The following is a 13,606-nucleotide window of genomic DNA, read 5'->3' on the forward strand; positions in this document are numbered from 1 at the left end:
CAAGTATAGGCCACTGATTACGTCGTGATGCCTGTAATTAGCGTTTCTATTCACACAAGTTGGACGCATTGACTCGCTAAAAAGTGTGAGGATAACGTCCCCTTCTTGGATGGACCCAGTCGGCAGGAGGCAACTCGATGCTCGAATTCGATCGGCTGTTCATCGGCGGCCAGTGGCGTGCGCCCGCCGGACCAGGGAGGTGTGAGGTGGTCTCACCGGCCACCGAGCAGGTGATGGGGCGGCTTCCGGCCGCTGAGAAGGCCGACATGGACGCGGCCGTGGCGGCGGCCCGGGCCGCGTTCGACACCGGGCCCTGGCCGCGCATGTCGTTCGAGGAACGGGCCGAGATCACCCTCCGCCTCGCCGACCACCTCGTCCCCCGGGCCGAGGAGCTGGCGCTGCTGCAGACCGACGAGATGGGCGCGCCGGTCCGGTTCACCAGGCCGAGCACCGCCCATGTCGTGCGCGGGCTGATCGAGCGCTACATCGAGACGGTACGCGCGGTGGAACTCCGCGAACTGCGGCAGGGCGGCGGTGGCCCCTCTCTGGTGATCCGTGAGCCGGTCGGCGTCGTCGCCGCGGTGATCCCGTGGAACGCGCCGCTCGGACTGATCCTGTCCAAGATGCTCCCGGCCACGCTCACCGGCTGCACGGTGGTCGTGAAGCCGGCACCGGAGACTCCGCTCGACGGCTATGCCGTCGGCGAGGCGGTACGGCAGGCGGGCTATCCGGACGGCGTGGTCAGCATCGTGCCGGCGGACCGCGAGGTGGGCGAGCATCTCGTCGCGCACCCGGATGTCGACATGGTGACCTTCACCGGCAGTACGGCCGCGGGCCGGCGCATCGGCGCCATCTGCGGTGAGCAGGTCAAGCGGGTGAGCCTCGAACTCGGCGGCAAGTCCGCCGCGCTCGTGCTGGAGGACGCCGACCTGGAACGCGACATCCCCAAGATGGTCAACGGCGCGATGCAGAACAACGGGCAGATCTGTGCCGCGATCACCCGGGTTCTCGCGCCGGTGAGCCGCTACCAGGAGGTGGCCGACCGCTACTGCGCCGCCGTGTCCGAGCTGACCGTCGGCGATCCGCGGGCGGACGCGACCGACATCGGCCCGCTCGTCTCCGCGCGCCAGCGGGACCGGGTGGAGGGCTATCTGGCGTCCGGCCGGGAACAGGGTGCCGAGGTGGCCGTCGGCGGCGGCCGTCCGGCCGGCCTGTCGCGGGGCTGGTTCGTGGAACCCACCGTGTTCGTCGACGTGGACAACGCGATGCGGATCGCCCGGGAGGAGATCTTCGGCCCGGTCTCGGTGATCATTCCGTACGCGACCGAGGCGGACGCGGTACGCATCGCCAACGACTCGCCGTACGGGTTGTCCGGATCGGTGTTCACGGCGGATGTCGAGAGGGGCATCGACGTGGCCGGGCGGATCCGCACCGGCCAGGTCACCGTGAACGACTTCCGCATCTCCTCGCACGCCCCCTTCGGCGGTTTCAAGTGCTCCGGCATCGGGCGCGAGGGCGGGCCCGAGGGCGTCGGCGCCTACCTGGAGTACAAGTCGGTGAACCTCCCGGAGGATGCCGCCGGGACACGGAGCGAACGCGCGGGAACGGTACGCCGTCCGGGAGCGTGATCCCTGCCTCACCCCGTATCGATCGGCCGCCGTTTCGTCTCGCGCGACCGCCTGCGTCTGGGCGGCGGGACCTGCACCGCCAGCCCCCTCCGAACAGCCTGAACACCCCTCCACGAACCTACGCGGAGCAGTACTGGCCCCTGGGTGCGCGACGGAGTCATTGCTCTGTCGCGCACCCAGGGGCACGGGCCCTGGCCCTCAGTCCTCGCCGTCACTGTCGCCGTACACGACCACGGACCGGGTGCCGCGGCCGTGGCGCATGTCCTCGAAGGCGGCGTCGATCTGGTCGAGGCGAATGGTCCGCGACACCATCGACGCGAGGTCGAGGCGGCCGGCCTCGGCGAGGCGGACGATTTCCGGGATCAGCTTCCTGGCGGCGCCACCCGCGAAGATCGAACCCTTCAGCGTCTTCCTGCTGTGGATGATGTCGTCGGCGCTGAGCGTCACCTGCTGCGACTGCGCGGCCGCGCCGACCACGACCACCGTGCCGCCGCGCCGGGTGGCCCGCCAGGCGGTCATGACCGTCTCTGCCGAGCCGACCGCCTCGATGGCGACATCGGCGCCGCGCCCCTCGGTCAGCTCGGCGATTGCCTTGTCGAGGTCCGCGTCCGGTGCGAGTGCCACGGACGCGCCCACGTGCAGGGCGGAGGCCCGCCTGGACTCGACCGGGTCGATCGCCACGACGCACGCCGCCCCCGAGACCACGGCGGCCTGGACGGCCGCCTGGCCGACTCCGCCGCAGCCGATCACGGCGACCGTCGTACCCGGCTCGACCCGCGCCGTGTTCACCACTGCGCCGAAACCGGTGACGACGCCGCAGCCGACGAGGGCGAGCTGCTCGTCGGGCAGCTCGGTGCGGACGGGGACGACGGACGACTCGTGCACGGTCATCAGCTCGGCGAAGGTGCCGAGCCCCGCGAGCCCCAGGAGCTCCTGGGGCTCGGCGCCGTCCTGGGCGAGGAAGCGCGGCATGACCGTACGGGCCGCGATCTCGTCGCAGTTGTGCGTCTCGCCGCGTACGCAGTAGTAGCACTCGTCGCAGCAGCCGGCCGCTGCGGTGACCACGCGGTCCCCAGGCCGTACCCCTGTCACGGCGGATCCGACCCGCTCCACGATCCCGGCGCCCTCGTGCCCGAGCACGGCGGGGGCGGGGACGTTCAGGACCCCGTTGAGCACCGACAGGTCGGTGTGGCAGACCCCGCTCGCCGTCAGCCGCACCACGACCTCGCGCGGCCCCGGCTCCCGCGGGCTCAGTTCCCGTACGACCAACGGGCTTCCCTGGCTCTCCATCACGGCTGCGCGCATGCGGCTCCTTAGGTTGTTCGGGTTCCCTGAAGGATGAATTGAGTACACTCAACTCGCCGAGTGTTTCCCGCACGGAAGGGGTCTGGCAAGTGAACGGGCACCACGGACGCGTCGACTACATCGTCATCGGGGCTGGCTCCGCCGGCTGTGTCCTGGCCAACAGGCTGTCGCAGGACGGCCGGAGCACGGTGCTGCTCCTCGAGGCCGGGGGCGAGGACCGCAGCCCTTTCATCCACGTCCCGGCCGGCTTCGCACTCCTGGACGCCGAGAAGTACAACTGGCGGTACACGGCCGAACCCGACCCCAGTCGCAACAACATTGTCGAACACTGGGGCGGCGGAAGGGTGCTGGGCGGATCGAGCTCCATCAACGGCGAGGTGTGGACCCGCGGCAACCCCGCCGACTACGACGAGTGGGCCGCGCTCGGGTGCGAGGGCTGGGACCACGCGAACGTCCTGCCGTACTTCATGCGCGCCGAGACGTTCCGGGGCGCGCGGGGCAACGGCGGCAGCGGGCGGCTGCGCGGCCGGCGGGGCCCGCTGCACGTGTCGTACCCACGCTTCGACCACCCGCTCACCGAGGCCTATCTCGCCGCCGCGCAGCAGGCCGGACTCCCGTTCAACGACGACTACAACGGCGCGGTCCAGGACGGCGTCGGATACGGGCAGTTGAGCCAGCGCCGCGGCTTTCGGCACAGCACCGCCCGCGCCTATCTGGCGCCCGCGCGCCGCCGCCGCAACCTCGCCGTCCGCACCGGCGCCCTGGTCGCCCGGATCCTCGTCGAGGACGGCAGGGCCACCGGCGTCGAGTACCGCAGGGACGGGAAGAGCGTGCGGGTCGGGGCCCGCCGTGAGGTGCTCCTCGCGGCGGGCGCGCTCGCCTCGCCCAAGCTCCTCATGCTGTCCGGCATCGGTCCGGTCGACGTGCTCGACGAGCACGGCATCGACGTCCTCGCCGACAGCCCGCGGGTGGGGCGGGGTCTCCAGGAGCACATCTACGCGACCATGGCGTACTCGGTCGGCGTCCCGACCCTCAACATGGAGCTGACCCCGCTCGGATTCCTGCGCCACGGGCTCGACTTCGCGCTGCGCGGGCGCGGTGCCGTGACCGTCGCGGCCGCGCACTCCATCGCCTTCGGGCGGCTGCGCGAGGACTCCGTCCGCCCCGACTACGAGATCATCTTCGCGCCGATGGGGTTGAGCGGTTCGGTGCCGGGGACCGACGCCGGTGAGGGCATCGAGTACCGGCACGACGTCAACGAACTGACGCCCATGAAGACCTCGACCTGCATGGCGATGCCATCGGTGAGTCATCCGCGGGCCCGCGGACGCGTCACCCTGCACTCCGCGCGCCCTCAGGACAAGCCACGCATCGAGCACCAGCTGCTCGCGGACCGGGATGACATCGCCGAACTGATCGCCGTGTGCCGCAAGACCCGGGAGATCTTCGCGCGGGACGCCCTGGGGCCGTATGTCGAGGGGGAGTTGCTGCCGGGGCCGAAAGTCCGCACCGACGAGGAGTGGGAGACGTATCTGCGCGGCTACGCATGGCGCGGCGAACACCCCGTCGGCACCTGCGCCATGGGGAGCGACCCGGAGTCCGTGGTCGACCCGAAGCTGCGGGTGCGGGGTGTTCAGGGGCTGCGGGTGGTGGACGCGTCGGTGATGCCCACGCTGATCACCGGGCACACCAACGCCCCCACGGTCATGATTGCCGAACGGGCGTCGGACCTCATCAGGTCCGACGCCGTCACCCCCGTCTCCTGACCGGTTCGCTCAACTCCGGTTCACCCGCCCTGAGGTGAGCCCGCCGTCGACGTAGAGGACCTGCCCGGTCACGTACTGGGCGGCGTCCGATGCCAGGTAGGCCACGGCGTCGGCTATGTCCTCGGGGCGGCCCATCCGGCCCGCGGGGATGGTCCGTTCGCGCTCCGCGCGGTCGGCGGGGGTGAGGATCCGCGCGGTGGCCTCGGTGGCGATGGAGCCGGGCGCCACCGCGTTCACCCTTACGCCCAGGGGGCCCAGCTCCACCGCGAGTTGGATGGTCAGTGCCTCGATCGCGTTCTTGGTGACCGGGTAGATGCCGGTGCCGGGGGAGTGCATGCGGGCCGCGCCGGAGGAGAGGTTGACGACGACCCCGCCGCTGCCGGACGCGGCCATGCCGGGGACGAACGCCTGCACGCACCACAGCGTGCCGAGCAGGTTGACGTGCACGACGTCCTCGATGGCTTCGCGGTCGAGGTCGAGCAGAGGGCCGAACCGCCAGACGCCCGCGTTGTTCACCAACAGGTCCACCGGGCCGACCTGTTCGGCGAGGGCCCGTACGGCGTCGCGGTCGGCGATGTCGCAGCAAAAGCCCCGGCCGCCGACCGACGCCGCCGCGTCGAGGGCGCTCTCCTCGTCGATGTCGACGGCGACGAGCGTGTGGCCGAGCTTCGCGAGCTTCTGTGTGATCCCCAGGCCGAGGCCCCGGCCTGCTCCTGTGACTACCGCGACGCCCATGTGCGTACCCCTGTCTCGCAGTTGCTGCCGACTCCTGTCGCGCCCATTTGCTGAGAGCGGCGGCCATGATACCAATAGAGTGCACTCTTAATGAATGGTGATGGGTGAGGGAAGGTGGCAGGACCATGGGGAACGCACCGTCGTCCGAGGACGAACTCCTCGTCGAACGGGACGGGCATGTCGTCGTCCTCACGATCAACAGGCCGGAGCGGCTCAACGCCTTCTCGCGCTCGGTGCGCGGCAAACTGACCGAACTGTGGCCGCAGTTGGACGCCGATCCCGAGGTGCGCGCGGTCGTGGTCACCGCTGCCGGGGACCGCGCCTTCTCCTCCGGGGGCGACGTCTCCGAACTCGACGGTCCCGAGGACTACCCGCGCTACACCGCCCGCCAGGCCGGGGTCTTCACCCCGACGATCACAGCGGTCAACGGGATGTGTGCCTCCGCGGGCCTGCACTTCGTCGCCGACGCCGACATCGTGATCTGCAGCGAGAACGCCACGTTCTTCGACACTCATGTACACGTCGGCCAGGTCAGCGCCCTGGAGCCGATCGGCCTGGCGCGCCGCGTCCCGCTCGGCGAGGTCCTTCGTATGGTCGCGCTCGGCAAGGCGTACCGCATCGACGCGCGCCGCGCCCTCGAACTCGGCCTGGTCAGCGAGGTCGTACCGGGCGAGAAGTTGCGCGAGCGCGCCGTCGAGCTCGGCCACATCATCGCGAGCGCGTCACCGGCCGCCGTGCGGGCGTCGCTGCGCGCGGTGTGGGAGAGCCTGGACCGCGGCCTCGACGACGGTCTCAAGCACGGTTACCAGATCCTCCAGGACCACTTGGACCACCCCGACGCTGCGGAGGGCCCCGCGGCCTTCATGGCCAAGCGCTCCCCGAACTGGTCTGTCCGAGGTGGTCGTTGATGCCTGACAGCGCGATGATGCCCGGCATCGACTTCACCGGGAGGGTGGCCGTCGTCACCGGAGCCGGACGGGGTCTCGGCCGTGCGTACGCCCTGCTGCTCGCCGCACGCGGCGCGGCCGTCGTCGTCAACGACCTGCCGGGGGAGCCGACGTCGGCCGCGGACGAGGTCGTCGCGGAGATCGTCGCGGCCGGTGGTCGCGGCGTCGCCGTGACCGACTCCGTGGCCACTCCCGAAGGGGGCGCGGCGATCGTGCACCGTGCCCTCGACGTCTTCGGCCGGGTCGACCTGCTCGTCCACAACGCGGGGGTGGTCAGCGCGAGCACGTTCGCCGACCAGCCGATGGAGCAGGTGCACGAGGTGCTCGGTGTGCACCTGCTCGGCGCCTGGCACGTCGGCCAGCCCGCCTGGCGGGACATGGAGAAGCGCGGCTACGGCCGGATCGTCCTGACGACGTCGATGGCCCAGTTCGGCCACTTCCGCCAGCCCGCCTACGCGGCCGCGAAGACGGGCGTGATCGGCCTGGTCAAGTCGCTCGCGCACGAGGCGCGGACCAAAGGGCTCGACATCACGGCCAACGCCATCGCCCCGCTGGCCGGCACGCGGCTCGCCCGACCGGAGGCGAAGGAGCTGTGGGGCGATCTGATGTCACCCGACAACGTCGCGGGAGTCGTCGCCTACCTGCTGAGCGAGCAGTGCCAGGTCAGCGGACAGGTGGTGCACGCCGGCGGCAGTCATGTGGCGCACGGCTTTCTCGCCCAGACGCGCGGCTGGGCCGCCCGCGCCACACCGCTCACCCCGGAACAGGTCCGCGACCACTTCGCGCAGGCCTGTGACCCGGCCGGGTACGAGACACCGGCCGACGCCAACGACCAGATGCGGATCGTCGAGCGCACGGTGCTCGGCTGACACATCCGCAGCACCCTCACTGCCCTTACGAACCAGGAGGATTCGTGCCCCTCACCGACGACATCAAGATGATCTCGATCGACGACCATCTCATCGAGCCGGCCGGACTGTGGACCGACCGCCTGCCCGCCAAGTACCACGACCGCTGCCCACACGTGGAGGAGATCGCCGAGGAGCGGATCGAGCCGTTCTACGCCAAGACGGTGCACCTCAAGCCGGGCATGCAGATCTGGCGCTACGAGGACATCCTCGAGCCCAACGTGGGCCTCACGGCGACCGCGGGCACCGACGTCAAGGACCGCAACTTCAGCCCGATCCGGTTCGACCAGATGCGGCCAGGACACTACGACCCGGTGGCCCGCCTCGCCGACATGGACGAGGACGGGGTGTGGGCGCAGGCCCCGTTCCCGAGCTTCCCGGGCTTTTGCGGCAACAAGTTCGTCTTCGCCAAGGACAAGGACCTCGCCCTGCTCTGCGTGCGGGCGTACAACGACTTTGTCCTCGACGAGTGGTGCGCGGCCGCGCCCGACCGCTACATCCCGCTCACCATCCTGCCGCTGTGGGACCAGGAGGAGTGCGTCGCCGAGATCGAGCGCTGCGCCGCCAAGGGCGCCCGCTCCATCACGTTCCCCGACAATCCGGCGGGGCTCGGCCTGCCCTCGTACCAGGGCACCGCCTGGGACCGTGTCTTCGCGGCGGCGGCCGCGCACGAGATGCCGCTGTCCATGCACTTCGGCGGGTCGAGGATCGTGCCGTTCGTGTCGCCCGAGGCACCGCAAGCCGCGGTCACCGCACTGTTCGGCATCACCCTGTTCAACTCCATGGCCGAGCTGGTCATGTCGCCGGTCTTCGTCAAGAACCCGAAGCTCAAGGTGGCCTACTCGGAGGGCGGCATCGGCTGGGTCCCGTACGCGCTGATGCGGATGGACCAAGTGTGGGAGTCCTACCGGGAGTTCCCGCTGGAGAACAATGTGGATCCGGACCGCCGCCCCTCCGACGTCGTCCGCGAGCACATCTACTCGTGCTTCATCGACGACCCGGTCGGGATCGGTCTGCGGCACGACATCGGTGTCGGCCGACTCCTGTGGGAGAGCGACTACCCGCACGCGGACTCGCTGTGGCCGAACAGCCGTGAGAACGCGAAGAAGGTGTTCGCCGACGTCCCCACGGACGAGGTCCGCAAGATCGTGGAGACCAACGCGCGCGAACTCTTCCGCTTCCGCTGAGCGTGCCGGGCCCGGTCCGGTGGCGAGCACAGTCATGCCGTACTTGTCGAGGAGGGCGCTTCGCGATGATGAACGAGGGGACCGGGCAGAGCGAGGAGACGGGCACGGCCGCGCGCCGGGCCGGATCCAGCGTGACGCGGCGGCGGGTCCTTGAGGGGGGTGCGGGGGCCGCCACGCTCGCGATGATGGGGGCGACGCGGGCGGCGGCCGACGTGCACGGTGAAGCGACCCGGCAGGGCGGGCCGCGGCGGGAGCAGTCGTTCGACGAAGGGTGGCGGTTCCACCGCGGCGACGTGGGCGGGGCACACCGGCCGTCGTTCGACGACAGTGCGTGGCGGACCCTGGACCTCCCGCACGACTGGCGGATCGAGGATCTGCCCGGGGCCACCTCCGACGACGGCGGCGCCACCGCGGATCCCGCCACGTTCGCCTTCGTCACGAGCCCGTCGCCCGACGGTGAGCCGCCGGAGCGCATCGGACCGTTCGACGTCGGCGCGGATCCCGAACCGGACGCCGACCTCACGTATCCGGGCATCGGGCACATCCTGTTTCCCGGGGGCCGGAGCCAGGGATACACGGTGGCGGGCGTGGGCTGGTACCGCAAACACTTCGCGGGGCCAGAGGCCGACGGCCCCCGCCATGTCGAGCTGTACTTCGACGGTGTCTGCGCGAACGCCGACGTCTGGCTGAACGGAGTCCACCTCGGCTCGCACCCGAACGGCTCCACGTCCTTCGCGCACGACCTCACGCCGCATCTCGATCCACGGGGCGCGAACGTGGTCGCGGTCCGGGTCGACAACCGGGGCAAGACCAGCCGCTGGTACTCCGGTTCAGGGATCAACCGGCACACCCGGCTGACGGTCACCGGGCCGGTACGGATCCCCTTGTGGGGCGTGCATGTCACGACTCCGGTGGTCGACGCGCGCCGCTCGGTGGTGCGCGTGGAGGTACGGGCCGTCAACTCCGGGACCCCGGTGAAGGCGAGCGCGCGGCTGACGGTCCTTGACGCGCGGGGTCGTACGGTCGTCACGTCGTCGACCGCGGTCAAGGCGGTCGACGACGACGCCCCCCAGGCCTTAGTGGCGGAACTCACCGTTTCTGGAGCCGAGTTGTGGTCGCCGGAGCGGCCGAATCTGTACCGGGTCCGTGCCGAGATCCTGGTGGCGGACCGCACGGTCGACGCCGTCACCACCACGTTCGGGATCCGCTCCCTGGTCTTCGACGGAACAGCCGGTTTTCTGCTCAACGGCAAGCCGTACAAGGTGCGGGGCGGCAACGTGCACCACGATCACGGCCCGCTGGGCGCCGTCGCCTTCGCGCGCGCGGAGGAACGGAAGATCGAGATTCTGAAGGCCGCCGCCTTCAACGCGGTCCGGGCGGCACACAATCCACGCTCCACGGCGATGCTCGACGCCTGCGACCGGCTCGGGATGCTCGTGCTCAATGAGTTCACCGACATGTGGGACGTCCCCAAACTCCTGCCCGACGACTACAGCCAGTACTTCACGCAGTGGTGGGAACGCGACCTGACCGCCATGCTGCTGCGTGACCGCAACCATCCCGGCGTCGTCATCTGGTCGATCGGGAACGAGATCGGCGCCGTTCCCGACCCCCATGACTACGGCCCACGGCTCGCGGCGCTCGTCCACTCGCTCGACCCGACCCGACCGGTCTCGCTCGGCGGCATGAACCCGCCGCCCAGCGGCGGCGATCCGTGGCGCTACGTCGACATCGGCGACTACCACTACCAAGCGCCCACGGCCGCCGACCACGCGGCGCACCCGGACAAGGCGTTCCTCCAGAGCGAGGACACCTCGTCGGACATCTACAACGACTGGCAGATCGCCCGTGACAACGCCTGGTACGTGGGGAGTTGGGTGTGGACGGCCTGGGACTACATCGGTGAGTCGGGTGGTGGTGCGACGCTCGTCGCGCACAGCCGGGCCGAGGCCGACGACCGGCGCCTCGACTCGTCCATCGGGAAGATCCCGTATCCCTGGTTCGTCAATTTCCAGGGCGACATCGATCTGATCGGACAGCGCAAGCCGCAGAACCACTGGCGATCCGTCGTCAACGGGCTCAGTCCGTTGGAGATGATGGTCGAGCGTCCGACCCCGCAGGGCACGCGGCAGTACCACGTCCGGTCCTGCTATTACGACGAACTCCCCAGCTGGACCTGGGATGTTCCGGAAGGCAAGGACATGGTCGTCCGCGTCTACACCGCGGGCGACCATGTGACGCTGCTGCTCGACGGACGGCGGATCGCCGCCAGGTCCGTGACGGAGGCGGATCAGCGCAGGGTCGCGTTCGACGTGCCCTACCGGCAGGGGACGTTGACCGCTGTCGCTCGCCGCGACGGCCACGAGATAGGCCGCAGGACGCTCACCACCACCGGCGAGCCCGCCGGGCTCCGGCTCACGTCCGACGTGCACTCGCTCACCACCGGCCGGGGAGACCTGGCGCATGTGCTGGTCGAGGTGGTCGACGCGCACGGCCGTCCGGTCCCCGACGCCGTGGTCAAGGTGTCCTTCCGCGTCGAGGGCGCCGGTGACCTCGTGGCCGCCGGAAACGGCAATCCGCACAACGTCGACAGCTTCCGGCGCCCCCGGCACTGGACCTGGCACGGCAAAGCCCTGGTCGTCCTGCGGTCCGCGAAGGAGCCCGGTGAGGTCATGCTCACCGCCACCGCAGAGGGGCTTGAGCCGGCCGTCCTGCGTCTCGGGGTCTTGACGGCGAGGTCGTCCTTGTCGCCCCTCGGGTAAAAGAGTATCCTCTATTATCCGAGAGGTTCCGGCGAACAGAGGCAGCGGATGGATCTGGCGTATGGACCCGAGTACGAGCAGTTCCGCGAGGAGGTACGGGCCTTCCTCCGGCAGCACTGGGAACGGGGCCCGGACGGTGGCCACGGCGTCGATCCGGCGGAGGTGGCGGCCTTCCGTAAACTGGCCGTCGACGCGGGCTATCTCTACCGGTCCGTCCCGCGCCGTTACGGTGGCAGCGAGCAGCCCTCCGACGTCCTGAGGGCGCGCGTGGTGCGCGAGGAGTTCACGGCGGCCCGCGCACCGATGGAGATCCGGTCGCTCGGCACTCAACTCCTCGTCCCCACCCTGCTGGAGGCGGGCACCGAGTGGCAGAAGGAGCGCTTCGTCGAACCGACCGTCAACGGGCGGATCACCTGGTGCCAGGGTTACAGCGAACCCGGCGCGGGCAGCGACCTCGCGTCCCTGCGCACCCGGGCCGACCGCGTCGGCGACCGCTGGGTGATCAACGGCCAGAAGGTGTGGACGAGCTTCGCCCACGAGGCCGACTACATGTTCCTGCTCGCCCGCACCGATCCCGACGTCCCCAAGCGCAAAGGGCTGACGTACTTCCTCGTCCCGATGGACCAGGCCGGGATCGAGGTGCGCCCGCTGCGCCAGATCACCGGCGAGTCCGAGTTCAACGAGGTCTTCCTGACCGACGTCACCACCCCCGCCGACTGGGTGCTCGGCGCGGTGGGCGACGGCTGGCGCGTCGCCAACACCACGCTCAAGCACGAGCGTGCCTGGGTCGGCGACGTGGCCGAACCCGAGCGCTTGATGAGCAGCCTGATCCGCCTCGCCCGCCGCACCCCGGGTCCCGACGGGCGGCCCTGGATCGAGGACACCGGCATGCGCACCCGGCTCGTCGAGGTCCAAGGCTATCTGGAGGCGCAGCGCTACTCCGGCTACCACCAGCTGTCCCGGACGCTCAAGGGCGAGAGCGCGGGCCTGCTCGGCCTCACCAACAAGATCTCCAGTACGAACATCGCCGCCCGCGTCGCCGCCATCGCGCTCGACATCATCGGAGACGCCGCCCTGCTGCCCCACACCGGCGCGGGCGGCGGGGCGCGGGTCGGGCCCGAGCGGTGGATGAACCAGTACTTCGGTTCGCTCGGCAGCGCCATAGCCGGCGGCGCCTCCAATATTCAGCGCAACATCATCGCCCAGCGCGGCCTCGGACTGCCGCGCGACGAGGACAAATGACGAGGAAAAGCAGGGGAGCGGGCGGGCCATGAACTTCGATCTGACCGACGAACAGCGACTGCTCGCGGAGTCGGTCGACTCCTTCGCCGCGAGCCGTTGTCCGCTCACGCGCGTACGGGAGTGCTACGACCCGGAAGGCGGGTTGGGCCCGGTCGACGCCTTCGACGAGCTCGGCCTCTGCGAGATGCTGATTCCGCAGGAGTACGGGGGCGGCGGCGCGAGCGCCCTCGACGCGGCGGTCGCCGCCGAGCGGCTCGGTGCGGCCGCCGCGCCGGGACCCTTCCTCGGCCGCGCCCTCGCCGGATACGCGATCGCGCTCGCCGGCAGCCCGGCCCAACGAGCCCACTGGTTGCCGCAGTTGGCGGCCGGGACCCGACGCGCCACCCTCGCCGTCGGCGAGCCGGGCCGACGCTGGGAGCTGGAGACACTGGGCATGCGAGGCGAGCGGCTCACCGGCGAGAAGCACGGCGTCCTGGTGGGCGGCGGTGTGGATCTGGCCGTGGTGGTCCTCGCCGACGGGCTCGCCCTGGTCGACCTGGCCGCCGACGGACTCACCGTCACGCCGTGCGAGGCGCTCGACCGCACCAGGCCGGGGGCCACCCTCACGTTCGCGGACCCCGAGCACGAACGCCTTCCGGGCGGTGTCGAGGCCGCGGCCCGCGTGCTCGACCTGGGCGCCGTACTCCTGGCCGCCGACGCCTACGGCGGCGCGGCCACCTGCCTCGACCTGGCCGTCGGCCACGCCCGGATGCGCGAGCAGTTCGGCACGACGATCGCCCACTTCCAGGCGATCCAGCACCAGCTCGCCGACCTGGCCGTCGACGTGCTGCCCGCGCGCGGCATGTACTGGTACGCCGCCCACGCCCTCGACAACCGTCAGAGCGACGCGAGCGGCTTCGCTTCGCTCACCAAGGCCCATCTGACGGAGCGTTACGTGGCGGCGGCGCGGCGCGCCATCGAGGTGCACGGCGGTATCGGCTACACCTGGGAGTGCGACCTGCACCTCTATCTGCGTCGTGCCGTCTTCGACCGTACGTATCTGGGCGCGCCCGAACTGCACCGTCTGCGGCGGGCACACAGCCAGTTCGACCTGGTCGGCTGATCGAATCAGGGGAGGGCAGGACGC

The 13,606-nt window shown here is 70.4% G+C and carries 10 protein-coding genes; 8 read left to right on the top strand and 2 right to left on the bottom strand.

What is annotated here, in order from left to right; translation table 11 throughout:
- The first annotated feature begins 137 nt into the window (after window positions 1–137).
- Window positions 138–1,628, top strand: a complete 1,491-nt coding sequence (locus ACIRA5_RS35160) for an aldehyde dehydrogenase (RefSeq protein ID WP_403697911.1) — start codon at window positions 138–140, stop codon at window positions 1,626–1,628.
- Between the two features lie 198 nt (window positions 1,629–1,826).
- Here ACIRA5_RS35160 and ACIRA5_RS35165 read toward each other — a convergent pair whose 3' ends face one another.
- Window positions 1,827–2,933: a Zn-dependent alcohol dehydrogenase gene (locus tag ACIRA5_RS35165; RefSeq protein WP_403697913.1), complete on the bottom strand. Its 1,107-nt coding sequence runs from the start codon at window positions 2,931–2,933 to the stop codon at window positions 1,827–1,829.
- An 89-nt stretch (window positions 2,934–3,022) separates the two neighbouring features.
- Here ACIRA5_RS35165 and ACIRA5_RS35170 point away from each other — a divergent pair, with 89 nt between their 5' ends.
- Window positions 3,023–4,699 carry a GMC family oxidoreductase gene (locus ACIRA5_RS35170; protein WP_403697915.1) on the top strand — a complete coding sequence of 559 codons (1,677 nt, stop codon included), beginning with the start codon at window positions 3,023–3,025 and terminating at the stop codon, window positions 4,697–4,699.
- A gap of 9 nt (window positions 4,700–4,708) precedes the next feature.
- Here the strand turns inward: ACIRA5_RS35170 and ACIRA5_RS35175 are convergent, their stop codons facing one another.
- Window positions 4,709–5,434 (bottom strand): SDR family NAD(P)-dependent oxidoreductase, encoded by a 726-nt coding sequence (locus tag ACIRA5_RS35175; protein WP_403697917.1) that lies wholly within the window; start codon window positions 5,432–5,434, stop codon window positions 4,709–4,711.
- A 125-nt stretch (window positions 5,435–5,559) separates the two neighbouring features.
- Between ACIRA5_RS35175 and ACIRA5_RS35180 the strand changes: the two genes are divergently transcribed.
- The 6 genes from ACIRA5_RS35180 to ACIRA5_RS35205 all read left to right on the top strand — a co-directional run bounded on the left by ACIRA5_RS35180 (window position 5,560) and on the right by ACIRA5_RS35205 (window position 13,582).
- Window positions 5,560–6,342: an enoyl-CoA hydratase/isomerase family protein gene (locus ACIRA5_RS35180; RefSeq protein ID WP_403697919.1), complete on the top strand. Its 783-nt coding sequence runs from the start codon at window positions 5,560–5,562 to the stop codon at window positions 6,340–6,342.
- Complete coding sequence (locus ACIRA5_RS35185; RefSeq protein ID WP_403697921.1) at window positions 6,342–7,250, top strand: SDR family NAD(P)-dependent oxidoreductase; 909 nt, start codon at window positions 6,342–6,344, stop codon at window positions 7,248–7,250. Before ACIRA5_RS35180 ends, ACIRA5_RS35185 begins: the two co-directional genes overlap by 1 nt.
- A gap of 44 nt (window positions 7,251–7,294) precedes the next feature.
- Entirely contained in the window at window positions 7,295–8,476 is a 1,182-nt protein-coding gene (locus ACIRA5_RS35190; protein ID WP_403697923.1) for an amidohydrolase family protein, read from the top strand.
- Window positions 8,477–8,541: 65 nt separating this feature from the next.
- A complete protein-coding gene (locus ACIRA5_RS35195; RefSeq protein WP_403697924.1) occupies window positions 8,542–11,238 on the top strand; it encodes a glycoside hydrolase family 2 TIM barrel-domain containing protein in 2,697 nt (898 codons plus the stop codon).
- A 48-nt stretch (window positions 11,239–11,286) separates the two neighbouring features.
- Window positions 11,287–12,480 carry an acyl-CoA dehydrogenase family protein gene (locus ACIRA5_RS35200; protein WP_403697926.1) on the top strand — a complete coding sequence of 398 codons (1,194 nt, stop codon included), beginning with the start codon at window positions 11,287–11,289 and terminating at the stop codon, window positions 12,478–12,480.
- Window positions 12,481–12,508: 28 nt separating this feature from the next.
- Complete coding sequence (locus ACIRA5_RS35205; protein WP_403697928.1) at window positions 12,509–13,582, top strand: acyl-CoA dehydrogenase family protein; 1,074 nt, start codon at window positions 12,509–12,511, stop codon at window positions 13,580–13,582.
- Window positions 13,583–13,606: the final 24 nt, after the last annotated feature.

It is taken from the genome of Streptomyces sp. NPDC096311 (assembly GCF_044763085.1).
In the GTDB taxonomy this organism is placed as follows: Bacteria; Actinomycetota; Actinomycetes; order Streptomycetales; family Streptomycetaceae; genus Streptomyces.

What these genes read in the sequence shown, in the direction of transcription:
- ACIRA5_RS35200 (WP_403697926.1), top strand. Translation starts at nt 11,287, where the DNA reads ATGGATCTGGCGTATGGACCCGAGTACGAGCAGTTCCGCGAGGAGGTA.
- ACIRA5_RS35175 (WP_403697917.1), bottom strand. Translation starts at nt 5,434, where the DNA reads ATGGGCGTCGCGGTAGTCACAGGAGCAGGCCGGGGCCTCGGCCTGGGG.
- ACIRA5_RS35165 (WP_403697913.1), bottom strand. Translation starts at nt 2,933, where the DNA reads ATGCGCGCAGCCGTGATGGAGAGCCAGGGAAGCCCGTTGGTCGTACGG.
- ACIRA5_RS35195 (WP_403697924.1), top strand. Translation starts at nt 8,542, where the DNA reads ATGATGAACGAGGGGACCGGGCAGAGCGAGGAGACGGGCACGGCCGCG.
- ACIRA5_RS35160 (WP_403697911.1), top strand. Translation starts at nt 138, where the DNA reads ATGCTCGAATTCGATCGGCTGTTCATCGGCGGCCAGTGGCGTGCGCCC.
- ACIRA5_RS35205 (WP_403697928.1), top strand. Translation starts at nt 12,509, where the DNA reads ATGAACTTCGATCTGACCGACGAACAGCGACTGCTCGCGGAGTCGGTC.
- ACIRA5_RS35180 (WP_403697919.1), top strand. Translation starts at nt 5,560, where the DNA reads ATGGGGAACGCACCGTCGTCCGAGGACGAACTCCTCGTCGAACGGGAC.
- ACIRA5_RS35185 (WP_403697921.1), top strand. Translation starts at nt 6,342, where the DNA reads ATGCCTGACAGCGCGATGATGCCCGGCATCGACTTCACCGGGAGGGTG.